Source organism: Streptomyces sp. NBC_01618, assembly GCF_045209435.1.
In the GTDB taxonomy this organism is placed as follows: Bacteria; Actinomycetota; Actinomycetes; order Streptomycetales; family Streptomycetaceae; genus Streptomyces.
The window spans coordinates 4,444,185-4,466,639 of record NZ_CP109297.1 but is presented as its reverse complement, the minus strand read 5'-3'; the positions used below and the strand labels follow the sequence as shown (position 1 = coordinate 4,466,639).

At 70.2% G+C, this 22,455-nt stretch carries 22 protein-coding genes and 1 riboswitch; of the genes, 12 read left to right on the top strand and 10 right to left on the bottom strand.

From position 1 onward, the window contains the following. Positions 1-80: 80 nt before the first annotated feature. Positions 81-551 (bottom strand): RICIN domain-containing protein, encoded by a 471-nt coding sequence (locus OH735_RS20795; protein ID WP_406383010.1) that lies wholly within the window; start codon positions 549-551, stop codon positions 81-83. A 419-nt stretch (positions 552-970) separates the two neighbouring features. Between OH735_RS20795 and OH735_RS20790 the strand changes: the two genes are divergently transcribed. Both OH735_RS20790 and OH735_RS20785 read left to right on the top strand, forming a co-directional pair. Beyond that, entirely contained in the window at positions 971-1,855 is an 885-nt protein-coding gene (locus OH735_RS20790) for a hypothetical protein (protein WP_406383008.1), read from the top strand. Positions 1,856-1,994: 139 nt separating this feature from the next. Further along, on the top strand, positions 1,995-3,236 hold the full coding sequence (locus tag OH735_RS20785; protein ID WP_406383007.1) for an esterase/lipase family protein: 1,242 nt from the start codon (positions 1,995-1,997) through the stop codon (positions 3,234-3,236). A gap of 88 nt (positions 3,237-3,324) precedes the next feature. Here OH735_RS20785 and groL read toward each other — a convergent pair whose 3' ends face one another. The 4 genes from groL to thrC form a co-directional block, all read right to left on the bottom strand. Then, the gene (gene groL, locus OH735_RS20780) at positions 3,325-4,947 is read right to left on the bottom strand and encodes a chaperonin GroEL (protein ID WP_406383006.1); all 1,623 of its coding nucleotides are present in this window, start codon (positions 4,945-4,947) and stop codon (positions 3,325-3,327) included. A gap of 410 nt (positions 4,948-5,357) precedes the next feature. Beyond that, positions 5,358-5,564: a cold-shock protein gene (locus OH735_RS20775; protein WP_003967346.1), complete on the bottom strand. Its 207-nt coding sequence runs from the start codon at positions 5,562-5,564 to the stop codon at positions 5,358-5,360. Between the two features lie 421 nt (positions 5,565-5,985). Beyond that, positions 5,986-6,264 carry a MoaD/ThiS family protein gene (locus OH735_RS20770; RefSeq protein ID WP_406383004.1) on the bottom strand — a complete coding sequence of 93 codons (279 nt, stop codon included), beginning with the start codon at positions 6,262-6,264 and terminating at the stop codon, positions 5,986-5,988. 30 nt (positions 6,265-6,294) lie between these two features. Continuing rightward, positions 6,295-7,596: a threonine synthase gene (thrC, locus tag OH735_RS20765; protein WP_406383003.1), complete on the bottom strand. Its 1,302-nt coding sequence runs from the start codon at positions 7,594-7,596 to the stop codon at positions 6,295-6,297. Between the two features lie 17 nt (positions 7,597-7,613). Next, positions 7,614-7,740: riboswitch (SAM riboswitch) on the bottom strand. 153 nt (positions 7,741-7,893) lie between these two features. On the opposite strand from thrC, the gene OH735_RS20760 reads away from it, so the two are divergent. Then, positions 7,894-8,838 (top strand): glucosyl-3-phosphoglycerate synthase, encoded by a 945-nt coding sequence (locus OH735_RS20760; protein WP_406386660.1) that lies wholly within the window; start codon positions 7,894-7,896, stop codon positions 8,836-8,838. 62 nt (positions 8,839-8,900) lie between these two features. Next, the gene (locus tag OH735_RS20755) at positions 8,901-10,328 is read left to right on the top strand and encodes a trehalose-6-phosphate synthase (protein ID WP_406383002.1); all 1,428 of its coding nucleotides are present in this window, start codon (positions 8,901-8,903) and stop codon (positions 10,326-10,328) included. 5 nt (positions 10,329-10,333) lie between these two features. On the opposite strand, the gene otsB is transcribed toward OH735_RS20755, so the two are convergent. Further along, a complete protein-coding gene (otsB, locus tag OH735_RS20750; protein WP_406383000.1) occupies positions 10,334-11,212 on the bottom strand; it encodes a trehalose-phosphatase in 879 nt (292 codons plus the stop codon). Between the two features lie 215 nt (positions 11,213-11,427). Here otsB and OH735_RS20745 point away from each other — a divergent pair, with 215 nt between their 5' ends. After that, entirely contained in the window at positions 11,428-11,901 is a 474-nt protein-coding gene (locus tag OH735_RS20745) for a hypothetical protein (RefSeq protein ID WP_406382999.1), read from the top strand. Between the two features lie 9 nt (positions 11,902-11,910). After that, positions 11,911-12,690, top strand: coding sequence for a hypothetical protein (locus OH735_RS20740; RefSeq protein WP_406382998.1), 780 nt, complete (start codon positions 11,911-11,913; stop codon positions 12,688-12,690). A 12-nt stretch (positions 12,691-12,702) separates the two neighbouring features. Here the strand turns inward: OH735_RS20740 and OH735_RS20735 are convergent, their stop codons facing one another. Continuing rightward, positions 12,703-12,969, bottom strand: coding sequence for a DUF3263 domain-containing protein (locus OH735_RS20735; RefSeq protein ID WP_406382997.1), 267 nt, complete (start codon positions 12,967-12,969; stop codon positions 12,703-12,705). A 226-nt stretch (positions 12,970-13,195) separates the two neighbouring features. Between OH735_RS20735 and OH735_RS20730 the strand changes: the two genes are divergently transcribed. The 4 genes from OH735_RS20730 (at position 13,196) to OH735_RS20715 (ending at position 17,373) form a co-directional block, all read left to right on the top strand. Beyond that, complete coding sequence (locus OH735_RS20730; protein WP_406382996.1) at positions 13,196-14,128, top strand: ROK family protein; 933 nt, start codon at positions 13,196-13,198, stop codon at positions 14,126-14,128. Further along, positions 14,128-15,282, top strand: a complete 1,155-nt coding sequence (gene nagA, locus OH735_RS20725; RefSeq protein ID WP_406382995.1) for an N-acetylglucosamine-6-phosphate deacetylase — start codon at positions 14,128-14,130, stop codon at positions 15,280-15,282. The genes OH735_RS20730 and nagA overlap by 1 nt, the downstream gene beginning before the upstream one ends. A gap of 169 nt (positions 15,283-15,451) precedes the next feature. Beyond that, positions 15,452-16,462, top strand: coding sequence for a 1-phosphofructokinase family hexose kinase (locus OH735_RS20720; RefSeq protein ID WP_406382993.1), 1,011 nt, complete (start codon positions 15,452-15,454; stop codon positions 16,460-16,462). Between the two features lie 59 nt (positions 16,463-16,521). After that, on the top strand, positions 16,522-17,373 hold the full coding sequence (locus tag OH735_RS20715) for a ketose-bisphosphate aldolase (protein WP_406382992.1): 852 nt from the start codon (positions 16,522-16,524) through the stop codon (positions 17,371-17,373). 93 nt (positions 17,374-17,466) lie between these two features. Here OH735_RS20715 and OH735_RS20710 read toward each other — a convergent pair whose 3' ends face one another. Both OH735_RS20710 and cdgB read right to left on the bottom strand, forming a co-directional pair. Continuing rightward, a complete protein-coding gene (locus OH735_RS20710; RefSeq protein ID WP_406382991.1) occupies positions 17,467-18,420 on the bottom strand; it encodes a carbohydrate-binding protein in 954 nt (317 codons plus the stop codon). Between the two features lie 152 nt (positions 18,421-18,572). Continuing rightward, positions 18,573-20,216 (bottom strand): diguanylate cyclase CdgB, encoded by a 1,644-nt coding sequence (gene cdgB / locus OH735_RS20705; protein WP_406382990.1) that lies wholly within the window; start codon positions 20,214-20,216, stop codon positions 18,573-18,575. A gap of 369 nt (positions 20,217-20,585) precedes the next feature. On the opposite strand from cdgB, the gene OH735_RS20700 reads away from it, so the two are divergent. Beyond that, complete coding sequence (locus OH735_RS20700) at positions 20,586-21,092, top strand: flavin reductase family protein (RefSeq protein ID WP_406382989.1); 507 nt, start codon at positions 20,586-20,588, stop codon at positions 21,090-21,092. 68 nt (positions 21,093-21,160) lie between these two features. On the opposite strand, the gene arfB is transcribed toward OH735_RS20700, so the two are convergent. Next, the gene (gene arfB / locus OH735_RS20695) at positions 21,161-21,586 is read right to left on the bottom strand and encodes an alternative ribosome rescue aminoacyl-tRNA hydrolase ArfB (RefSeq protein ID WP_406382988.1); all 426 of its coding nucleotides are present in this window, start codon (positions 21,584-21,586) and stop codon (positions 21,161-21,163) included. A 199-nt stretch (positions 21,587-21,785) separates the two neighbouring features. Here arfB and OH735_RS20690 point away from each other — a divergent pair, with 199 nt between their 5' ends. Continuing rightward, entirely contained in the window at positions 21,786-22,361 is a 576-nt protein-coding gene (locus OH735_RS20690; protein WP_072487943.1) for a TerD family protein, read from the top strand. Positions 22,362-22,455: the final 94 nt, after the last annotated feature.

The following is a 22,455-nucleotide window of genomic DNA, read 5'->3' as shown; positions in this document are numbered from 1 at the left end:
CGGTCCTTCACCGAAAAACCGCCCCGTGCCGGGAAGAACGATCCCGGCACGGGGCGGCTGCGTGGTCGGCCGAACGGCTCTTAGCCGAGCCGCTCCATGGCCCACTGGGGCCCGCGGTCGGGCAGGAGGACGACGCGCTGGTCATCCGTTGTCAGGGAGCCGAGCTCGCCCCGGCCGAGGGCGATGTTGACCGGCTCTACATCGGCCGCGCCCTGGATCGTCCACTGGTCGGGGTAGGTACCGCACCGGTCCACCCACACGGCCGGCGGGTAGATCCGGATCGGCGAGAGCGCCAGGCAGCGGCCCTCTCCGCGCGTCTCGACGATCTGGGCCAGGCCGTTGCCCTGGTTGCGGACCTCCCAGATGGTGCGGGGGCCGCAGGGCTCGACGTGACCGCCGAGCGGGCCTTCGCCGCCCGCCAGACACTGGCCGGAGCGCAGGTCACGGATGAAGTACGCGCCGTTGTCGGCGTCCGCGGCCTGGGCGGGGGTGGCCAGCGCCGCCATCGCGACAACGGACGCGGCGAGAGACAGGATTGAACGAATACGCACGGGACTCCTCGCACGAGAGAGAAACATGGAAGACGGGCCCCGTCGGCGGCGGCCCGTAGCCTCCAAGATCACAAAGATGCGGGGAAGTTCGCACGCTCAAAAGCCCCCTGGCGCGGTTTTCCACCCCACCGGGGGCGGGCGCGCGACATCACGAACGGCGCACATTCACCACGCACGCGCCCCCCATGACCAGGCGAATTCTCCCCGGAGCTCAAGCCGCGAAGTCCGAGCGCTCTTTCCGAGGAATGGGAGGTGGGCCACTTCCCACCCACCCTCCCAGCCCGGCGAGTTGACTTTTTGTGACCGGCTTGCCACGAACGGTGGCGACGGCTTAGCGTTCCGAATAACGAACGACCCCTGCCGGTGCACGAACACCGAAACAGGGGTCTGACCGCTTCGATCGATCGGACCTCGATCTCATGGCTGCCAGCCAGCTTAGTACTGCCCCGTGCGCCCCGCACGTATCCCTGCCCGCGCTTCCGCACCCGATGGCCAATCCCGGCTACGGCAAGCGTTCGGCGCCCTCGCAACTCCCGGCCACCGACCGCGATTTCGCGCACCTGCCGCCCCGTGAGGCATCCATCGCCGCGTACATCGACCAGCTGCCCGACGGTGCCGACATCTCCGTGAAGACGATGGCCAAGGTCCTCCCGTACGGGCAGTGCGCCCTGCGGACCTCCCTCAACCGGCTCCAGGACGCCGGGCATCTGCGGCGCGGCAGCGAGTGCGTGGCCAATGACGAGGTCCTGCTGTGGGTGACCCGTACGTTCTTCTCCCGCACCGCGCGGGACGACGAGTGGTGGGCGGCGTTCACCCGGGGCGACGTACCGCCGGAGCCGCGCCAACACCCCACCCGGTCGCGGGCGTTCGCCCTGCTGGCGGCGCTGGGCCGTACCGCACCCACGCTCACGCTGTCGGCGGCGGACTGCGCGGCGCTGGAGCCGCAGGTCACCGCCTGGTTCGAGCGCGGCGCCACGGAGGCGGAACTGCTCCACGCCCTCACCGACGGCCTGCCCACCCCCGTCCACCACGCGGCGGCCCTCGTCCGCAGGCGGCTGACCGACAAGATGCCACCCGAACGGGTCACTCCGACGCAACAGCGAACGGTGTTGCGCACCCTGGAATGCAGCGAGTGCCGCGCACCCGGCAAGGCGGAGGCCCTGATCGGCGGCCGCTGCGGACAGTGCCGGGGCAACCCCGCCGACACCCCCACCGGCCCGGCCGGAACCATCCCGTCCACGGGCGTACGCAGCCGCATGAGCGAGGTCCGGGCCGCGATGACCCCACGCTCCGCGAGGAGATAGGACGGGGCCCCGAGCTCACCGGGTGTCCGAAACCGGCTCCCGCCTGGGAGTGGTTTGATCCACTTCCCCTATCCGGTCACTACGTTGCGCGTTCTTCTTGGTGCGCACTGTAGTCAACCGACCTCAAGGGGAACGCACCATGTCCGAACCGACCCACGAGCAGATCGTCTCGGAGCTTCACAGCAAGCCCGCCATCACCCTGGCCCCCGGCCCCCGGCTGGACGCCGAGCCGCACGGTGCGCTCCCGTTGCCGCCGAGCACCGTGTGGGACCTGCCGGGCGGCACCGCATGGGTCTACTACGGCGAGGGGAACCCGGGCCTCGTACGGCCCGTGATCTTCGCCGACGGATTCAACACCGGGCCGAGCAGCCTGGACTTCTCCTGGGAAGTCATGGAGTTCGGCGACTACGCGCTCATCAGCGAACTGCGCCGCCGTGGACACGACGTCATCCTGCTCGGTTTCCATGAGCGCAGTGCATCGATTCTGGACAATTCCGTCACCGCGCAGGCGGCGATCACGCAGGCCATCATGGAGCGGCAGGGCGACACACCGTTGGCCGTCGGCGGGTTCAGCATGGGCGGGCTCGTCACCCGGCACGCGCTGGCCAAGATGGAGAGCCAGAGCATCGACCACCAGACCGCTCTGTACTTCTCGTACGACAGCCCGCACCGCGGCGCCTGGATCCCGATCGCACTCCAGGCGTTCGGGCACTACATCCGCGATCTCGACAGCCGGTTCTCCGACCAGATCAACAGCCCGGCCGCGCGTCAGCTGCTGTGGCGGCACATCGCCAAGTGGAACGGAACGCCGGAACAGAGCGACGAGCGGACCGCGTTCCTCGCGGAGATGGCGGACCTCGGCGAATGGCCGCGGCGGCCGCGGCTGATCGGTGTCGCCAACGGCGTGGCCGACGGCACCGGCACCGACGTGCGGGCGGGCGAACTGGCCCTGGAGGGCAAGGGCCTGTCGGTGGTCGGCACCAAGCTCTACACCCAGTCCCCCGGCGACGACGAACTCGTCGCGAAGCTGCGGGTGGTGACGTTGAACACCAACGAGGTGCGCACGTCCGGACTCCCGTCGCTCGACGGCGCACCCGGCGGTTCGCTGGAAGGCTTCGGCATCCTCGCCGACGCCTTCAACGCCCTCAACCCCCTCCTCGGCTTCAAGACCGACGTCCGGATCCGCTCGCACTGCTTCGTGCCGGCCGTCAGCGCGGTCGACATCCGCGGCCTGGACACGGACGAGGAGCTGTACGCGGACATCTCCTCCCTCCCGGAGGAGGAGAGCGCGCTGCACGACTTCAAGCTCGCATCCCACAACGAGGGCCACACCCTCGTGACGGACGAACTCTCCACCTGGCTCCTCGACCGGCTGCCGTAGGGCCGGCGAAACGACATCGACCCCCGGGACCTGTCGGTCCCGGGGGTCGATGGGGAACAGCTGTACAGGAACTACCGATCCGTCAGGATCAGAAGTCCATGTCACCGCCCGGCATGCCGCCCGGAGCGGCCGCGGAGGCCTTCTCCGGCTTGTCGGCGATGACGGCCTCGGTGGTGAGGAACAGCGCGGCGATGGACGCGGCGTTCTGCAGGGCGGAGCGCGTGACCTTCGCCGGGTCGATAATGCCCTCGGCGATCATGTCGACGTACTCGCCGGTCGCGGCGTTCAGACCGTGGCCGACGGCCAGGTTGCGCACCTTCTCGACGACGACGCCGCCCTCAAGGCCACCGTTGACGGCGATCTGCTTGAGCGGGGCCTCCAGCGCCAGCTTGACGGCGTTGGCGCCGGTCGCCTCGTCACCCGAGAGCTCCAGCTTCTCGAAGACGGCCGATGCCTGGAGCAGAGCCACGCCACCACCGGCGACGATGCCCTCCTCGACGGCGGCCTTGGCGTTGCGCACCGCGTCCTCGATGCGGTGCTTGCGCTCCTTGAGCTCGACCTCGGTCGCGGCACCGGCCTTGATGACGGCCACGCCGCCGGCCAGCTTCGCAAGGCGCTCCTGGAGCTTCTCGCGGTCGTAGTCCGAGTCGGAGTTCTCGATCTCGGCACGGATCTGGTTGACGCGACCCTGGACCTGGTCGGAGTCACCGGCGCCGTCGACGATCGTCGTCTCGTCCTTGGTGATGACGACCTTGCGGGCGCGGCCGAGCAGGTCGAGACCGGCGTTCTCCAGCTTGAGGCCGACCTCCTCGGAGATGACGGTGCCACCGGTGAGGATGGCGATGTCGCCGAGCATGGCCTTGCGGCGGTCACCGAAGCCCGGGGCCTTGACGGCGACGGACTTGAAGGTGCCACGGATCTTGTTGACGACCAGGGTCGACAGGGCCTCGCCCTCGACGTCCTCGGCGATGATCAGCAGCGGCTTGCCGGACTGCATGACCTTCTCCAGCAGCGGAAGGAGGTCCTTCACGCTGCTGACCTTGGAGTTCACGATCAGGATGTACGGGTCGTCGAGCGACGACTCCATGCGCTCCATGTCCGTGGCGAAGTACGCCGAGATGTAGCCCTTGTCGAAGCGCATACCCTCGGTGAGCTCCAGCTCCAGACCGAAGGTCTGGGACTCCTCGACGGTGATGACGCCTTCCTTGCCGACCTTGTCCATGGCCTCGGCGATGAGCTCGCCGATCTGGGTGTCGGCGGCGGAGATGGAGGCGGTCGAAGCGATCTGCTCCTTGGTCTCCACGTCCTTGGCCTGCTCCAGGAGGGCGGCGGAGACGGCCTCGACGGCCTTCTCGATGCCCCGCTTGAGGGCCATCGGGTTGGCACCCGCGGCGACGTTGCGCAGGCCCTCGCGGACGAGAGCCTGGGCGAGAACGGTGGCGGTGGTCGTACCGTCGCCGGCGACGTCGTCCGTCTTCTTGGCGACCTCCTTGACCAGCTCCGCACCGATCTTCTCGTACGGGTCCTCCAGCTCGATCTCCTTGGCGATGGACACGCCATCGTTGGTGATCGTGGGGGCGCCCCACTTCTTCTCAAGGACGACGTTGCGACCCTTGGGGCCAAGGGTGACCTTGACGGCGTCGGCGAGCTGGTTCATGCCGCGCTCGAGACCGCGCCGGGCCTCCTCGTCGAACGCGATGATCTTGGCCATGTGAAGTGGTCCTCCCGGACAGGGGTGGATTGCTCCGGACCGAGTGGCGCCCGCGACGGACGGCCTGCCTGACCGGTGGTTCCTTGCCCCACCGGACCTGCGGGCCTCACCGGCCCGGTCCAAGTTCTGTCACTCTCACCTGGAGAGTGCTAACGCCAATGATTAGCACTCGACCCCCTAGAGTGCAAGCGCCTACGAAGAAGGCTCGTTGAGGGGCGGTGGTCGGGCGACGGGTGGGCGCAAGCGTCCGCCTCGGGATGTGGACAACGACGGCCACCCTCAAACGGCCCCGGACGCACGGATGAATGGACGCACGGACACGTAGGACACACAGACGCACGGAGGGCCCGTACCCCTGGGGGTACGGGCCCTCCGTGCGTGAGTAGTGTCGTTGGCCGACCGCGTCGAGCTCAGCCGACGGCGAGCTTGACCATGTCCGCCTGCGGCCCCTTCTGGCCCTGCGAGATCTCGAATTCAACTCGCTGACCCTCTTCGAGGGTGCGGTACCCGTCCATCTGGATCGCGCTGTAGTGGACGAAAACATCCGCACCACCGTCGACCGCGATGAAGCCGTACCCCTTCTCCGCGTTGAACCACTTGACGGTGCCCTGAGCCATGCCTAACTCCCCTATTACTGGCCCTTGCACAGGACCGCACTTCGCGGACCCGGGTCAGAACTCACCCTCCGACAGGAGAGGTGCGTGCGCCGGAACGCGTCGACCGCGGCCGAATGTATCTGCCCAACTGCCCTCTGCAACAGGTCAATCGGGCGAGAAATCTGGGCAGCACCGAACGCCCGAATGTGAGGGATTCATGAGAATTCAGGGCAAGTCGGGCCAGGCAAAGGCGACCTATGGCACAAGTGGATCGCTCACTTTGGCTGCATCTTGTCGCGGCCGGGCGCACTCTCATATGCGGTTGGCACGGGCAGCTGGGGGTACTTCCCTCACTCTACCGCGCTCAACCATGCAGAATTGCCCCCTCCGCTTCTCTCGCGGAGAGGGCAATTCCGATAGCGCCGTGAAGTCGGACGAGCAGTCAGCAGCCGCCCGCGACCGCCGGGATGATCGAGATGCCGACGCCGTCCGGCGTGGCCGTCTCCAGGCCGCCCTCGAAGCGCACGTCGTCGTCGTTGACGTACACGTTCACGAAGCGGCGCAGCTTGCCCTGGTCGTCCAGGACGCGGGCGGCGATGCCCGGGTGGTTCTGCTCCAGGGACTCGATGACCTGGGAGAGGGTCGAGCCCTCGGCCGGGACCTCGGCCTGGCCGCCCGTGTAGGTGCGGAGGATGGTGGGGATACGGACCTTGACGCTCATGGTGGGTGCCCTTCCTGGAGTCTCGGGTGGTCAGCTGGTGGCGAGTCCGGCGGCGCGGAACGCGTCCAGGCTCGGGCGGATCGTGGCGGTCGCCTGCGAGGTGGCGGCCACCGCGTCCAGGGTCTTGAGGCCGTCACCCGTGTTGAGGACGACGGTGGTCAGCGACGGGTCGATCAGACCGGCCTCGATCAGCTTCTTCGTGACGCCGACCGTCACGCCGCCCGCCGTCTCCGCGAAGATGCCCTCGGTGCGGGCGAGGAGCTTGATCGCTTCGACGACCTGCTCGTCGTCGACGTCCTCGACCGCGCCGCCGGTGCGGCGGGCGATGTCCAGGACGTACGGGCCGTCGGCCGGGTTGCCGATCGCCAGGGACTTGGCGATGGTGTTCGGCTTCTGCGGCCGTACGACGTCGTGACCGGCCTTGAAGGCGGTGGAGACCGGGGAGCAGCCCTCGGCCTGGGCGCCGAAGATCTTGTACGGCTTGTCCTCGACCAGGCCCAGCTTGATCAGCTCCTGGAGACCCTTGTCGATCTTCGTGAGCTGTGAGCCGGACGCGACCGGGATGACGATCTGGTCGGGCAGCTGCCAGCCGAGCTGCTCGCAGATCTCGTACGCCAGGGTCTTGGAGCCCTCGCCGTAGTAGGGGCGCAGGTTGACGTTGACGAAGCCCCAGCCCTCGCCGAGCGGGTCGCCGATGAGCTCGGAGCAGAAGCGGTTGACGTCGTCGTAGTTGCCCTCGATGCCGACCAGCTCACCGCCGTACACCGCGGCCATGACGACCTTGCCCTGCTCCAGGTCGTGCGGGATGAACACGCAGGAGCGGAAGCCGGCGCGGGCGGCGGCGGCGCCCACCGCACCGGCGAGGTTGCCGGTGGAGGAGCAGGAGAGGGTGGTGAAACCGAAGGCGCGGGCGGCCTCGACGGCGATGGCGACGACGCGGTCCTTGAAGGAGTGCGTCGGGTTACCGGAGTCGTCCTTGACGTACAGAGCGCCGGTGACGCCCAGCTCACGGGCGAGGTTGTCGGCCTTGACCAGCTTGGTGAAGCCGGGGTTGATGTTGGGCTTGTCCGCGACATTCGCGGGGACCGGCAGCAGCGGCGCGTAACGCCAGATGTTGTCGGGTCCGGCCTCGATGCGCTTCTTCAGCTCGTCGGGGGAGCCGCTCGGCAGGTCGTACGCCACTTCGAGCGGCCCGAAACAGGACGCGCAGGCGAAAATGGGACCGAGTTCGAAACGCTCGCCGCACTCGCGGCAGGAAAGCGCCGCGGCGGGCCCCAGGTCGACAACCTCGGCGGAAGAGTCGGTGCTTACTGCAACAGTCTGCGCAGCCATGGAGGCGAGGCCCTTTCTCCTCATCTTCCTCGCGGCGCATTTCGCCGCGAGACGGAATTGGCACCTTCCCCACCTGACCTAGCGGTCGGCAGGAGGGTTGCCGGGACTTCGACGGGCCGTTCCCTCAGTCCCTCTGGATGAGCGCTATGGCGCTGGATCTTCGATCCAGGCGTTTATTGGCGGACCGACCCCGACATGCGACGGCCGTCCGCGTTGTTCAAGACTGTAACCGAAGCACCGGACGGTTGAGATAGTCGTCCGAACCGCGAGATGGATCACATACAGGGAGTATCGACCGTGCTGGAAGAGGTCGAAAGCTGGCTGGCCAGGCGTTCCTGGTCGGTGGCCGACCGCCCGCTGGACCGGCTCCTCGCCGCCAAGGAACCGGGCCGCGGAAGCGTGAGTGTCGTGCTGCCCGCGCTGAACGAGGAGGCGACGGTCGCTGCGATAGTCGCGACGATCCGGCGCGAGCTGATGGAGAAGGTCCAGCTGGTCGACGAACTCGTGGTGATCGATTCCGGTTCCACGGACGCCACCGCGAAGGTGGCCTGGGAGGCCGGTGCGCGGGTGGTGCACCGGGACGACATACTGCCCCGGATACCCGCCGTGCCCGGCAAGGGCGAGGTGCTGTGGCGGTCGCTCCTGGTGACCGGCGGGGACATCGTCTGCTTCGTCGACGCCGACCTGTTGGAGTTCTCGGCCGACTTCGTCTCCGGCATCGTCGGCCCGCTGCTGACCGATCCGGACGTCCGGTTCGTCAAGGCGATGTACGACCGCCCGCTCGGTGACACAGCAGGTCAGGGCGGTCGCGTGACCGAGCTGGTGGCCCGTCCGCTGCTCAATCTGCACTGGCCGCAGTTGGCCGGTTTCGTTCAGCCGCTGGGCGGCGAGTACGCCGTACGCCGATCCCTCCTCGAACAACTGCCCTTCCCCGTCGGGTACGGAGTGGAGCTGGGCCTCCTGGTCGACGCACTGCACACCGTGGGTCTGGACGCGCTGGCCCAGGTCGACGTGGGGGTGCGCAAGCACCGCCACCAGGACGGGCAGGCGCTCGGCCGGATGGCGGCGGCGATCTACCGGACCGCGCAACTCCGGCTGTCCCGCGGGCACCTGGTGCGGCCCGCGCTCACCCAGTTCGAGCGCGGCGAGGACGGTTTCGTACCGCGCACCCATGCGGTGGACACCGAGGAGCGGCCGCCGATGCGGGAGATCGAGGAGTACGTTTCACGCCGCGCGGCCTGACGCGGCCCGACTTCGCACGTTTGCACGTTTGGACGGTTCGTGATCCGGCTAGATTCCGCAACATGGTCTCCGAGCACGAAGCCCAGTCCGCAGCGCAGTCCACTGCCCGGTCCGCAGCCCGGTCCACGGCCCGGGTCCTCGTCGCGTCCAACCGCGGCCCGGTGTCGTACACCCTGGAGGCGGACGGATCACTCGACGCGAAGCGAGGCGGCGGCGGGCTCGTCTCCGGGCTGAGCGCCGTCAAGGACAAGCTGTGGGTGTGCGCCGCGCTCGGTGACGGGGACCGGGAGGCGGTCCGGCGCGGGGTCGGTGAGCCCGGCGTACGGATGCTCGACATCGACGCGGCCGTCCACGCGGACGCGTACAACGGCATCGCGAATTCGGTGCTCTGGTTCGTCCACCACATGCTGTACCAGACCCCGCTGGAGCCGGTCTTCGACGCGGAGTTCCGGCGGCGGTGGGCGTCGTTCGAGACGTACAACCGGGCCTTCGCCGATGCGCTCGCCGAGGAGGCGGGCCCCGGGGCGGCGGTGCTGGTGCAGGACTACCACCTGGCGCTGGTGCCCGGCATGCTCCGCGGCCTCCGCCCCGACCTGCGGATCGGCCATTTCTCGCACACCCCGTGGGCGCCCGTCGACTACTTCCGCCTGCTCCCCGACGACATCGCCGAGCAGCTGCTGCACGGCATCCTGGGCGCCGACCGGGCGGCCTTCCTGACCCGGCGCTGGGCGGACGCCTTCATCGGCTGCTGCACGGAGCTCCTGGGCGGCACCGGGCGGACCAGGATCGGGGTGCACGGCCTCGGCGCGGACCCCGACTTCCTGCGCCGGCGTGCGCACGAGGCGGACGTGGACGAGCGGATGGCGGCGCTGCGGGAGCAGATCGGCCCCGGGCGGAGGACGATCGTACGAGTGGACCGAACGGAACTGTCCAAGAACATCGTGCGGGGGCTGCTCGCCTACCGCACGCTTCTCGAAGAGCGGCCCGAATGGCGCGAGCGCGTCGTCCACATCGCCTTCGCGTACCCCTCGCGGCAGGACCTGGCGGTGTACCGCGACTACACGGCCGAGGTACGGCAGGTCGCCGACGACATCAATGCCGCGTACGGCACGGCGGGCTGGACGCCGGTCGTGCTGCACGTCAAGGACGACTTCGCCCGCTCGCTCGCCGCGTACCGGCTGGCCGACGTGGCGCTCGTCAACCCGATTCGCGACGGCATGAACCTGGTCGCGAAGGAGGTCCCGGTGGTCTCCGACCACGGCTGCGCGCTGGTGCTGTCGCGGGAGGCGGGGGCGTACGAGGAGCTGGGCAGCGACGCGGTGGTGGTGAACCCGTACGACGTGTCCGCGACGGCCGCGGCGCTGCACGAGGCGCTCACCATGGCGGACGACGAACGGGCGGCACGCACGGAACGGCTGGCCGCGGTCGCGGTGGCGCTCCCGCCGCAGCAGTGGTTCCTCGATCAACTGGACGCGCTGCGGCGGGAGTGAGCCGGTCAGATCCGTTCGGCCAGGGCCGCCAGGAAGCCGACGACGGCTTCGGGGCCGTTCAGCAGCAGATCCGCGCGTTCGGCCAGCTCGGGCACTTCGGCGCTGCCGCTGCAGACCAGCAGGCCCGGGATGCCGTCGGGGCCCTCGGTGCGGAGCTTCTCCACAGCGGCGTACGCGGCGAGGTCACCCAGGTCGTCGCCCGCGTACAGGACGGACTCGGCGTCGGTCTCCCGTACGTACCGTGCGAGCGCCACGCCCTTGTCCATGCCCGGCGGGCGCAACTCCAGGACCAGGCGGCCCGGTTCGACGATCAGCCCGTGCCGGGCGGCGAGCTCGCCGAGGGGTTCGCGCAGGGCGTCGAACGCGGCCTGCGGGTCGGCGGCCCGGCGGGTATGGACGGCGAGCGCCTGGCCCTTCTCCTCGATCCAGGCGCCGTGCCACGCACCGAACCGGTCGAGCACGCCCGGGAGTTCGGCCCGGACCGCGGCGACGCCGGGGTGCGGGGCGGGGGTGCGGACGGTGCCGGACACGGCGTCCCAGCGTTCGGTGCCGTAGTGGCCGAGGACGACGAGGTGGTCCAGTCCCCGCACTCCGGCGAAGCCGCCGTGCCGGACCGCGACGCCGGCCGGGCGGCCGGTGATCACGGCGATGGATGCCACTTTCGGGGCGAGTGCGACGAGCGCGTCGACGGCGCCGGGGTGGGCGCGGGCCTGCTCCGGGTCCGGGACGATGTCGGCGAGGGTCCCGTCGAAGTCGAGCGCGATGACGGCGCGGTCGGGGCGCGCGAGGATCGCGGCGAGGGCTTCTCGGCCGGGTGGGGTGGTGGGGGCGGGAAGCTCGGACGGGATTTCGCTCGGCGTGGGTGCGTGCGGGTTGCTGCCCATGGGGCGACCCTATAGGCGTATCGCCGGGCACAGCCATGGGCGATGTGGCATACGGACGGTGTCCGTGGCGCGACGGACACGCAGCGGCTGACTACCGCGCAAGCCTGAAACATCGAACGCATAAACCAGCCCGGCCCTGCACATAGCGTCTGTGGAGTGCGGACAGCGATCAGAGCATCGGCCCCCCAACCCCACCGGGAGCAACCCTGATGCGTATGCCTCTTGTCCTTGCCACGGCGATGGCGGCTCTCCTGGCAGGCGCCTCCCCGGCCCCCGCTCAAGACCCTCCCGCCGCATCGAGAACGCCGCACACGGCGGACGTCGGCGGCTTCTACACCAATGGCGACCACGTCCACGTATCCAGTACGCCCCCGGCGACGGCATCCGGGCACGGCTGGTGGGTGCGGGTGAAGGGAGGCAGGCCGGGCGAGAAGGCCAAGGTGACCATCTGGCTGCAGGCGAAGGACAGGCACGGCAAGTGGAAGTCCGTGGCCAGCGGGTCGAAGAAGGTGAAGCCGACCAAGGGCAAGGCCAGCAGCACCCATCGGGCCAACGCCCGTAAGACGTGCGAGAGCAAGAAGAAGACACAGTGGCGGAGTCTGATCGACGTGGACATCATCGGCGAGGCCGACTCCCCGGAGAAGGCCGTCACTGCAACGATGACCTTCAACTGCGGAGCGGGTGTGTAGGGGGAAACGATGGGTGATGCGGTGCGGAACTCCACTCTGCTCATGGGCGTGCACGGAGTCCTCACCCGGCATCCCTGGCTCGTACCGCCCGAGGGCACCTCGGAGCCCGACGTCGATGTCTTCGGCCTAGCGGTGAACCGGGCCGAGGTCTACGGGTGGAGCAGCACCCTTCTGGGGGCCGGCATGGAGCTCGGGGGGAGCCGGTGGGGGCACAACGACGCGGGAGAGGACTGGACGCAGGACGGCCGCGTACGGGAGATCGGCTGGCTCCAGGTGGACGTGTCCTCCCACTTGAACCGGCAGCGACTGCCCGTGCTGCCCGTGGCGACGGTCCTCGGCGACGTGCTGCGGCAGGTGGGCGACATCCGCGTCACCGGCGTGCACACCATCGCACCGGTGCACCTGGCACCGGACCCCGCCGCCGCCCTCCTGTACACCGCCGGCTGGTATGAGCTGGCCGATCCGGGCGCGGCCAGAGAGACCACCGTGACCGTGTCGGGCCGCGAAGCGGAGCTGGCCGGCCGCGCCGGTCGCGTTCGCGACGAGGCGCTGGCATGCACCTACGGATGCATGACCGTCGAGCCGGAAACCAGCAATGTGGACCTCCCGGGCCTGGCCCTGCCGCTGACCGGCGAAATGCAGACCGAAGGGATGCGACGGGCCCTGGCCTTCCGCTGCCGGGTGCCCGTGTGGTCCCTGGACGCCGCAGCCTGGACCACGGAGGTCTTCGTCGAGGCACTGCGCGTCACCGGCACCGCGGAACCCGTCCTGATCACCGTCTCCGGCTGAGAGGGTGCCGGTTCAGCGCCGTCCCCGCCTCGCCTCCCGTATCCGGCGCAGGCGGTTCACCGTGACCGGGTCGGCCTCCAGGGCGCGGCGGTCGTCGAGGAGGGCGTTCAGCAACTGGTAGTAGCGCGTGGGCGAGATGCCGAGCTGTTCGCGGATCGCGCGGTCCTTCGCCCCGGGGCCGGCCCACGACTGCCGCTCGACGGCGAGCACGGCACGGTCCCGGTCGGAGAGGCCGCCGGGGCTGTCCGTGGCGTCGGGGCCGTTCGGGAGGGTGGTCATATCAGCCAACATATCGCCCGACCCAAGGGCCGCCACCAGCTCACCCGTAACTCCGCGCCCTGCGCTGCTCGGCTTCCGCGCCAACCGCGTCGACAGCCCGCTGCCGGTCCGTCGGCAGCAGGTTGACAGCCCCTTGGCAGTCCGTTGGTCCGGATTTTGTATGGATGCTCAACAAACCTCGAAAGTGGACTAGACCTTTTTGATTCCTCGGGCGAAACTGTTTCCCGTGAAACACGTCATCGCCCTCGATGTGGGCGGCACCGGAATGAAGGCCGCACTGGTCGGGGCCGACGGCACCCTGCTGCACGAGGCGCGGCGGGCGACCGGCAGGGAGCGCGGCGCCGACGCCGTCGTGGAGACGATCCTCGCTTTCGCCGCGGACCTGCGGGCGTACGGCGAGGAGCACTTCGGCGAGAGCGCCGTCGCGGCCGGTGTCGCCGTGCCCGGCATCGTCGACGCCGAGAACGGGATCGCGGTCTACGCCTCGAACCTGGGCTGGCGCGACGTACCCATGCGGGTACTGCTCGGCGGGCGGCTCGGCGGCGTCCCCGTCGCGCTCGGCCACGATGTGCGCACCGGCGGGCTCGCCGAGGGCCGGATCGGCGCGGGCAAGGGCGCCGACCGCTTCCTCTTCGTACCGCTGGGCACCGGGATCGCCGGGGCCATCGGTATCGCGGGCACCATCGAGTCCGGCGCGCACGGGTACGCGGGCGAGATCGGGCACATCGTGGTCCGGCCGGACGGCCCGGACTGCGGCTGCGGCCAGCGCGGCTGCCTGGAGGCCCTGGCATCGGCCGGCGCCGTGACCCGGGCGTGGGCTGCCGCGTCCGGCGATCCGACGGCGGACGCCGCGGACTGCGCGAAGGCCGTCGAGTCGGGCGACCCGGCGGCCGTGGAGGTCTGGCGGAACGCCGTCGACGCGCTCGCCGCCGGGCTGGTCACGGCGCTGACCCTGCTCGATCCCCGCACGCTCATCATCGGTGGCGGGCTCGCCGAGGCCGGGGAAACCTTGTTCACACCACTCCGTGCGGCCGTCGAGGAACGCGTCACGTTCCAGAAGCTGCCCCACATCGTCCCGGCGGCCCTCGGGGACACCGCCGGATGCCTGGGCGCAGGGCTGCTCGCCTGGGATCTTCTCTCCACGGAGGTATCCGCCTGATGGCCGGACGCGCAGACAGCACCGTTCTCACAGGTGCCCGGGTGGTGCTTCCCACCGAGACCGTCGAGGACGGCCGGGTGATCGTCGAAGGCACCCGGATCGCCGGCTCGACGCCGGAGGGCGCCCGGACCGTCGACCTGAGCGGCCACTGGGTGGTTCCCGGCTTCGTCGACATGCACAACCACGGCGGCGGCGGCGCGTCCTTCACCTCCGGCACCGTGGACGACGTCCTCACCGGCATCCGCACCCACCGCGAGCACGGCACGACCACGCTGGTCGCCTCCACCGTCACCGGCGAGATGGACTTCCTCGCCCAGCGGGCCGGCATCCTCTCCGAGCTGGTCGAGCAGGGCGACCTGGCCGGCATCCACTTCGAGGGGCCGTTCATCTCGCCGTGCCGCAAGGGCGCGCACAGCGAGGACCTGCTGCGCCACCCGGACCCGGCCGAGGTCCGCAAGCTGATGGACGCGGCGCGCGGCACCGCGAAGATGGTCACGCTCGCCACCGAACTCCCGGGCGGCATCGAGTCGGTGCGGCTGCTCGCCGAGCACGGCGTCATCGCCGCGATCGGGCACACCGACGCCACGTACGAGCAGACCGTCGAGGCGATCGACGCGGGCGCCACCGTCGCCACGCACCTCTACAACGCGATGCCGCCGCTCGCCCACCGCGCCCCCGGCCCGATCGCGGCACTACTGGAGGACGAGCGGATCACCGTCGAGCTGATCAACGACGGTACGCATCTGCACCCCGCCGCCCTGGAGCTGGCCTACCACCACGCGGGCGCCCACCGCGTCGCGCTGATCACCGACGCCATGGACGCGGCGGGCTTCGGCGACGGCCGCTACCAGCTCGGCCCGCTCGCCGTCGAGGTCAAGGACGGCGTCGCACGGCTGGTGGAGGGCAACTCGATCGCGGGCTCCACGCTCACCCTGGACACCGCGTTCCACCGGGCCGTGACGATCGACAGGATCCCGGTCGGGGACGTCGTGCAGTCCATCTCCGCCAATCCGGCCCGGCTGCTCGGCGTCTACGACAAGGTCGGCTCGCTGGAGCCGGGCAAGGACGCGGACCTGGTGGTCCTGGACGCGGACTTCGCACTCAAGGGCGTCATGCGCAAGGGCGAATGGATCATCGAGCCCCGAATTGGTTGATTCGACCCATTATTGACGGTGAGTCGAATACGTAACGAAGAGACGGCGGTTGATCCGGAGGTCTGGGCCGACCGCCACCTCTTTGGCATGATCGTCTGGGAAACAGCCAGGGAAAGCGCATTCCGACACGGATTCGCGCTTCGGAGCAGGGATCGAGGGAGCGGCCGCAGTGATCCTCACGGTCACACTGAATACGGCACTCGACCTGACGTACGGCGTCCCGGAGCTCGTCCCGCACGCCAGCCACCGCGTCGGCGACATGGCCGAACGGCCCGGCGGCAAGGGCCTCAACGTGGCCCGGGTGCTCTCCGCCCTCGGGCACACGACCGTGGTCACCGGCTTCGCCGGGGGCTCCACCGGAGCCGTCCTGCGCGAACTGCTGGCGCAGCTCGCACCGCGGGACACGACGGGAACGGGCACCAGGGCCGTCGCCGCAACCGCCACCCCAACCGCCACACCCGCGCCCGCCCCCGCGCCGATCACCGACGCCCTCGTCACCATCGCCGGGAACACCCGTCGCACGATCGCCGTCGTCGACCGGGCCACCGGCGACACCACCCAGCTCAACGAACCCGGTCCGCTCGTCACCGCCGACGAATGGGCCGCCCTCCTCGACCGGTACGAGGAGCTCCTCACCGGGGCCGACGCCGTCGCCCTCTGCGGCAGCCTGCCGCCCGGCGTCCACGTCGGCGCCTACGCCGAACTGATCCGGCCGGCCCGCGCGGCGGGCATCCCCGTACTCCTGGACACCAGCGGCGAACCGCTGCGCCGCGGCATCGCCGCCCGCCCCGACCTGATCAAGCCGAACGCCGAGGAGCTCGCCCAGCTCACCGGCTCCCGCGAACCGCTGCGCGCCACCCGCGACGCCCGACGCCGCGGCGCGCACGGCGTCATCGCGTCGCTGGGCCCGGACGGCATGCTGGCGGTCACCCCCGACGGCGTCTGGCGGGCCTCGCCGCCCGCCAGGGTCCTGGGCAATCCGACCGGAGCGGGCGACTCCGCGGTGGCCGGGCTGTTGTCCGGCCTCGTCGAGGGGCTGAGCTGGCCGGACCGGCTGCGGCGGGCGGTGGCACTGTCGACGGCGACCGTGCTCTCCCCGACGGCCGGCGACTTCGACCGCGCGGCGTACGAGGAGCTCCTGCCGGGCGTCGATGTCGAGGAACACACCACAACTGCCTGAGCAGCCACCCGTACCGGACCGCCCGACCGGTCCGTTCAGCAGAATCAACAGAGGTCAGCATGCCGCTCGTCAGCACCGGTGAACTCGTCTCCGCCGCGCAGGCAGGGGGACGCGGAATCGCCGCCTTCAATGTCATCACGCTGGAGCACGCGGAGGCCATCGCGGCCGGCGCCGAGCGCGCCGGAGCAGCCGCCATCCTGCAGATCTCCGAGAACGCCGTGAAGTTCCACGGCGGCCGGCTCTCCGCGATCGCCGCCGCGGCCGCCGCCGTCGCCCGCACCTCCGGCGCCCCCCTCGCGCTCCACCTCGACCATGTCGAGTCCGTGGAGCTGCTGCACCAGGCGCACACGGAGGGCTTCGGCTCGGTGATGTTCGACGCCTCCAAGCTCGGTTACGAGGAGAACGTGCGGGCCACGGCCGAGGCGGTGGCCTGGGGGCACGAGCGCGGCATCTGGATCGAGGCCGAGCTCGGCAAGGTCGGCGGCAAGGAGGGCGAGGCCCCGCTCGACGCCCACGCCCCCGGCGTCCGTACCGACCCGGCCGAGGCCGCCGCGTACGTCCGCGACACCGGCGTGGACGCGCTGGCCGTCGCGGTCGGCTCCTCGCACGCCATGACCGAGCGCACCGCCGCCCTGGACCACGCGCTGATCGGCCGGCTGCGCGACGCGGTCCCCGTCCCGCTGGTGCTGCACGGCTCCAGCGGCGTCCCGGACGAGGAGATCCGCCAGGCCGTCGCCTCCTCCGGCATGGTCAAGATCAACGTGGGCACGGCGCTGAACACCGCGTTCACCGGCGCGGTACGGGCGTACCTGGCCGAGAACACCACGGGCGTGGACCCGCGCAAGTACATCGCCCCGGGCCGCGAGGCGATGACCGCGACGGTGGCCGGCTTCCTGGCCCTGATGGGCTGAATCGACGCATAACAGAAACGGTCCGGCTAACAGAAACGGTCCGGCCCCCTCGCCTCGCTCGGGCGATGGGGCCGGACCGTTCTCGTCACACGCTCAGCGCTTCTGGTGCCCGGCCTTCAGCGACAGCTGGTCAAGGTTGGCGTCGCACTGGTCGCCCTCGTTGCAGGAGATCATCAGCGTGTTCGGGCCCTTGTTGAGGTTGACGTAGGCGAACGTGGTCGTCCAGCCCTTCTCCAGGTCACCCTCCGGGGCGTGCGCGAAGTTCGTCATGTTGATCGAGCGGGGAGCCTCGGCGTTGACCGTGAGCGACGTCTTCGCGTCCTTGCCCGGTACGCCGTACGTCACGAACAGCGTGTACTCACCGGCCTCCGGCACCTCGACCGACCAGGTCGCCGACCTGCCGACCTCATTGAGGTTGATGTACTGGCCGTTGGCGCTCTTCGCACCCTTGGTGGTGTTGTCCAGCTGGGCCGTGCCGCCGAGCTTCAGCGTCGCCGCGTCCTGCTTGGGGAGCTCGGCCGGGGCCTCGGAGCTCGGGGACTCCTGGGGCTTCGGGGACTCCTCGACCTGGCTGCCGGGGCCGGCGGAGGTGGAGGCCTCGTCCCTCTTCTTGTCCTTCTTGTCCTCGCCCGTGAGCAGCGCGGCGCCGATGCCGATGAGCACGACCAGGACCACCGCGACCGCGCCGATCAGCAGGCCCTTGGTGTTCGGGCCGCCCCTGCCGGGGCCGCCGGGACGGCCGCGGCCGCCCTGCTGCGGGACGTGCCCGGTGGGGGCGCCGGGGTACGTCTCCGGGGCGGCGTACTGCGCGTTCGGCTGGCCGTACGGCTGCTGGTGCGGCACCTGCTGCCCGTACTGGCGCTCGCCGACGGTCCGCACCTGGTTGTACGAGGTCCGGGGCACCCCGGGCTGCGGGGCAGCCGGGCCCGGGTAGCCGTAGCCGCCCTGCCGCGGCGCCTGGGCGCCCGCCGCCTGTCCGTCCTCGTACAGATAGCCGAACGGATCGTCGTCCTCGGGCTTGCTTGCGCCGTTGTTCCCGGCCGTCATCCCTGGTCACTCCTCACCATGTCGCCAGCCGTCGCCGAATTTCGCCAGCCGTGGCCGACCGGCCGAGCCTACCCCGAACGGACCGCACCAAGAATTGCCGTCACCCGTCCCGGGACCGCCCCCCGGGCGGCGGAGCAGCATCGCCGTGAACGTCAGCCGGCCCTGCGGTGAACCTTCGACCGCGACCGCTTCTCCACGTACATCCGCTGGTCGGCGGAGCGCAGCACCTCTTCGGCCGTCATCCCGCAGGCGGCCCAGCCGATACCGAAACTCGCCCCGACGCGCACCGCCCGGCCATCGACCCGAATGGGCGGAATGATGGCGTTACGCAGGCGTACGGCCAGGTCCGCGGCGTCCGCGGCACCGAGTCCGTCAGCGAGGACGACGAATTCGTCACCCCCGAGCCGGGCGACGGTGTCGCCGTCGCGGACACAGGTGGTGAGGCGGCGGGCGACCTCGATCAGTACGGCGTCACCGGTGTGGTGGCCGAAGCGGTCGTTGATGGACTTGAAGCCGTCGAGGTCGCAGAAGAGGACCGCGAGGCCCTTCGCACCGTCGTCGTGCCCGGTGTCGGGTGCGACGGCGTGCACATGGTGGTCGTACGGGCCGCCGGGCGCCGCGTCCACGTCGTAGCCGTGCACCCGGTTGTCCGGGTCGTCGACGTCGCCGTACGCCGCGTCCAGCGCCTCGATTGCCGTGGTGGCCACGGAGTGCGGGCGCTCGCAGAGCCGGGAGCTGAGCCGGGAGCGCAGCTCGGCGCTGTTGGGCAGGCCGGTGAGCGCGTCGTGCGAGGCCCGGTGCGCGAGATGCAGCTCGTGGCGCTTGCGCTCCTCTATGTCCTCGACGTGGGTGAGCAGGAAGCGGGGGCCGTCCGTGGTGTCGGCGACGACGGAGTTGCGCAGCGAGACCCAGAGGTACGTGCCGTCCCGCCGCCCCAGCCGCAGCTCGGCGCGGCCGCCCTCGGCGGAGGTCCGCAGCAGGGTGCCGATGTCCTCGGGGTGGACGAGGTCGGCGAAGGAGTAGCGGCGCAGGACGGACGCGGTGCGGCCGAGCAGCCGGCACAGGGCGTCGTTGGTGCGCAGCAGCCGGCCGTGCTGGTCGCCGCCCATCTCGGCGATGGCCATGCCGCTGGGCGCGTACTCGAAGGCCTGGCGGAAGGATTCCTCGCTGGCCCGCAGCGCCTGCTGCTCACGCTCCAGACGGACCAGGGCGCGCTGCATGTTTGCTCTCAGCCTGGCGTTACTGATCGCAATGGCCGCCTGTGACGCGTACATCTGGAGGGCCTCGCGGCCCCAGGCGCCGGGGCGGCGGCCGTTGCGCGGGCGGTCGACGGATATGACGCCCAGGAGATCGAGGCCGCCGCCGGACGCGTACATCGGGGCGTAGAGCCGGTCCTGGGGGTGCCACTCGTCCTCGAAACGGGGCTCGAGGCCCTCGGTGTGCCACTGCGGTACGTCGTCGTCGAGGAGGACCCAGCCGTCGGTGTGAGGTATGAAACGGAGCTCGTCCCAGGCCTCGCCCATCAACAGCCTGCGCTCCCAGGAGCTGCGCGAGCCGACGCGGCCGGTGATCAGGGCTTCCGCGGCGCTGTTGCCGGCGAAGGAGGCGACGACGAGATCACCGTCGGGTCGGACCAGGTTCACACAGGCAAGCTCGTAGCCGAGACCGGCGACGATTCCGTCGGCCACGGTCTGCAGTGTGTCGGCCAGGCTCCGCGCCGTGTTGAGATCGGCCACGGCCTGGTGCAGCTGCCGCATCGCCGCAAGACGGACGTACGGCTCCGACTCGGCCTCCATTGCTCGCACTCCCCGAGACCTCGACAGCACTCCAGGTTTCATATCGACGCACTTACCGCAGTGTCACGGCCACTGAATCACAGTGAGCTGCGCAGTCGGTACACAGGGTCAGCAAATATTGCACTCTGTGACTCAAGTCACAACAGATGGTAAAGGAGTTCGAGTGGTGCGTGGGTGCGGTCCGTCCTTTTCTTGAACGCAAATCCGGGCGTTGCAGTGCCGGTCCCCGGCGCTCCGGGCCGCGGGTCCTAGGACCAGGCTGGTCCCCTGGCCCGATGCGACGGCACACCGTCCGCGGCTAGCGTGCCGGATGTGTTGCAGACAAAACCTCCCGCCCCGCGTTCCGAGCCCATCCCCCATGCTGAGGGGGTGAGCAACGATGAGTTCCGGGCCGCCCTCGCCCGGCTGGCCGCCGGTGTCGTGTTGATCACCGCCGAGGAGCCGCCGCTCGACGAGAACGGCCGGGGCGAGGACGTCGGGATGACGGCGACCGCCTTCATGTCCGTGTCGCTGGACCCGCCGCTGGTCCTGGTCAGCCTGCGCAACGACTCACGGATGGACGACCTGCTGTCCGAGCAGCCGCTGTGGGCGGTCTCCATGCTCGCCGAGAGCCAGCGGCACATCGCCGGACGGTTCGCGATGAAGGGCCGGATCAGCGACCGGCTGCTGTTCGAGGACATCCCCTACAAGAGGGGAGAGGTCACCCGCGCACCACTGGTGGGCGGCGCGCTGGCCACGCTGGAGTGCCGCACCGAGCAGCGGGTCCTGGCGGGCGACCACACCCTGGTGATCGGTCGGGTCCTGAGCGCGGCCCTGCCGAGCGGGGACGGCTCACCGCTGACGTACTTCCGGGGGCGGTACCGGCAGCTGGGGTGACGGGGCGTCGGTGTCGCGGGGCCGGGGCGTGCGGCCGGGGCGTCGGGGCGTCGGGGCGTCGGGCGCGGTTACCAGTCGCGGCCGGAGCGGCCGCGCTTCGTCTCGCCGCGTTGCTTCTTCTCGCGCAGGCGGCGTTCGTTGATGCCGCGCGGAATCCTGGTCTTGCGGCGCGGCCTGGGGGGCGGCGCCGTGGCCTCGGCCAGCAGGGAGGCGAGCCGTACGAGAGCCGTCTCGCGGTTGCGCCACTGGGAGCGGTGCTCGGACGCCCGTACCGCGATCACCCCGTCCACGAGCCTGCCCTCCAGGCGCTGGAGCGCCCGCTCCTTCCATACCGGGGGGAGCGAGTCGGTCGCCGCGACGTCGAAGCGGAGCTCCACCTGGGAGTCGCTGGTGTTGACGTGCTGCCCGCCGGGCCCGGAGGACCGCGAGAAACGCCACATGAGCTCGGCCTCCGGCAGGGAGACCGAACCGCGGATGACATAGGGCCCGGACATGGCACCCATGTTCCCCGGCCCACCGGGTGTTCGTCACCTTCTTTTGCCGCACGGGTGCCGCACGGGTGCCCGAGCCGGGAGGCTTCGGTAAAGAAAGTAAAGGGGGCAGGAACCTCCCGGTCCCCTGCTCGCGTTATGACCTGTGACGGTAGCTTCGTGATGACATGAAGCCCGCACTCGACGATGAAAGGGACTTCCCATGGCTGTAAGCCTGTCCAAGGGCGGCAACGTCTCGCTCACCAAGGAGGCCCCGGGCCTGACCGCCGTCACGGTCGGCCTCGGCTGGGACGTCCGCACCACCACCGGCACCGACTTCGACCTCGACGCCTCGGCGATCGCGGTCAACCCGGCCGGCAAGGTCGTCTCCGACGGCCACTTCGTCTTCTTCAACAACAAGTCGACGCCGGATCAGACCATCGTCCACACCGGTGACAACGTCACGGGCCAGGGCGAGGGCGACGACGAGCAGATCAACGTCAACCTGGCGGGCCTGCCGGCCGACGTCGACAAGATCGTCTTCCCGGTCTCGATCTACGACGCCGAGACCCGCAGCCAGAACTTCGGCCAGGTGCGCAACGCGTTCATCCGCATCATCAACCAGGCCGGCGGCACCGAGATCGCCCGCTACGACCTGAGCGAGGACGCCGCCACCGAGACCGCCATGGTCTTCGGCGAGCTCTACCGCAACGGCGCGGAGTGGAAGTTCCGCGCCGTCGGCCAGGGTTACGCCTCGGGCCTGCGCGGCATCGCCCAGGACTTCGGCGTCAACCTCTGACACCAGAGCCCGTCCCGCCGAACCCCCGGCCGTCACGGCCGGGGGTTTCGTGTGCGCCGACCAGGTTTGATCCCGGCCCGTTCTGCACAAGTAC

Excerpts from the sequence above, each read along its gene's own strand:
- OH735_RS20790 (WP_406383008.1), top strand. The coding sequence starts at position 971 with ATGGCTGCCAGCCAGCTTAGTACTGCCCCGTGCGCCCCGCACGTATCC.
- OH735_RS20785 (WP_406383007.1), top strand. The coding sequence starts at position 1,995 with ATGTCCGAACCGACCCACGAGCAGATCGTCTCGGAGCTTCACAGCAAG.
- groL (WP_406383006.1), bottom strand. The coding sequence starts at position 4,947 with ATGGCCAAGATCATCGCGTTCGACGAGGAGGCCCGGCGCGGTCTCGAG.
- OH735_RS20775 (WP_003967346.1), bottom strand. The coding sequence starts at position 5,564 with ATGGCTCAGGGCACCGTCAAGTGGTTCAACGCGGAGAAGGGGTACGGC.
- OH735_RS20770 (WP_406383004.1), bottom strand. The coding sequence starts at position 6,264 with ATGAGCGTCAAGGTCCGTATCCCCACCATCCTCCGCACCTACACGGGC.
- thrC (WP_406383003.1), bottom strand. The coding sequence starts at position 7,596 with ATGGCTGCGCAGACTGTTGCAGTAAGCACCGACTCTTCCGCCGAGGTT.
- OH735_RS20755 (WP_406383002.1), top strand. The coding sequence starts at position 8,901 with ATGGTCTCCGAGCACGAAGCCCAGTCCGCAGCGCAGTCCACTGCCCGG.
- otsB (WP_406383000.1), bottom strand. The coding sequence starts at position 11,212 with ATGGGCAGCAACCCGCACGCACCCACGCCGAGCGAAATCCCGTCCGAG.
- OH735_RS20745 (WP_406382999.1), top strand. The coding sequence starts at position 11,428 with ATGCCTCTTGTCCTTGCCACGGCGATGGCGGCTCTCCTGGCAGGCGCC.
- OH735_RS20740 (WP_406382998.1), top strand. The coding sequence starts at position 11,911 with ATGGGTGATGCGGTGCGGAACTCCACTCTGCTCATGGGCGTGCACGGA.
- OH735_RS20735 (WP_406382997.1), bottom strand. The coding sequence starts at position 12,969 with ATGACCACCCTCCCGAACGGCCCCGACGCCACGGACAGCCCCGGCGGC.
- nagA (WP_406382995.1), top strand. The coding sequence starts at position 14,128 with ATGGCCGGACGCGCAGACAGCACCGTTCTCACAGGTGCCCGGGTGGTG.
- OH735_RS20715 (WP_406382992.1), top strand. The coding sequence starts at position 16,522 with ATGCCGCTCGTCAGCACCGGTGAACTCGTCTCCGCCGCGCAGGCAGGG.
- OH735_RS20710 (WP_406382991.1), bottom strand. The coding sequence starts at position 18,420 with ATGACGGCCGGGAACAACGGCGCAAGCAAGCCCGAGGACGACGATCCG.
- cdgB (WP_406382990.1), bottom strand. The coding sequence starts at position 20,216 with ATGGAGGCCGAGTCGGAGCCGTACGTCCGTCTTGCGGCGATGCGGCAG.
- arfB (WP_406382988.1), bottom strand. The coding sequence starts at position 21,586 with ATGTCCGGGCCCTATGTCATCCGCGGTTCGGTCTCCCTGCCGGAGGCC.
- OH735_RS20690 (WP_072487943.1), top strand. The coding sequence starts at position 21,786 with ATGGCTGTAAGCCTGTCCAAGGGCGGCAACGTCTCGCTCACCAAGGAG.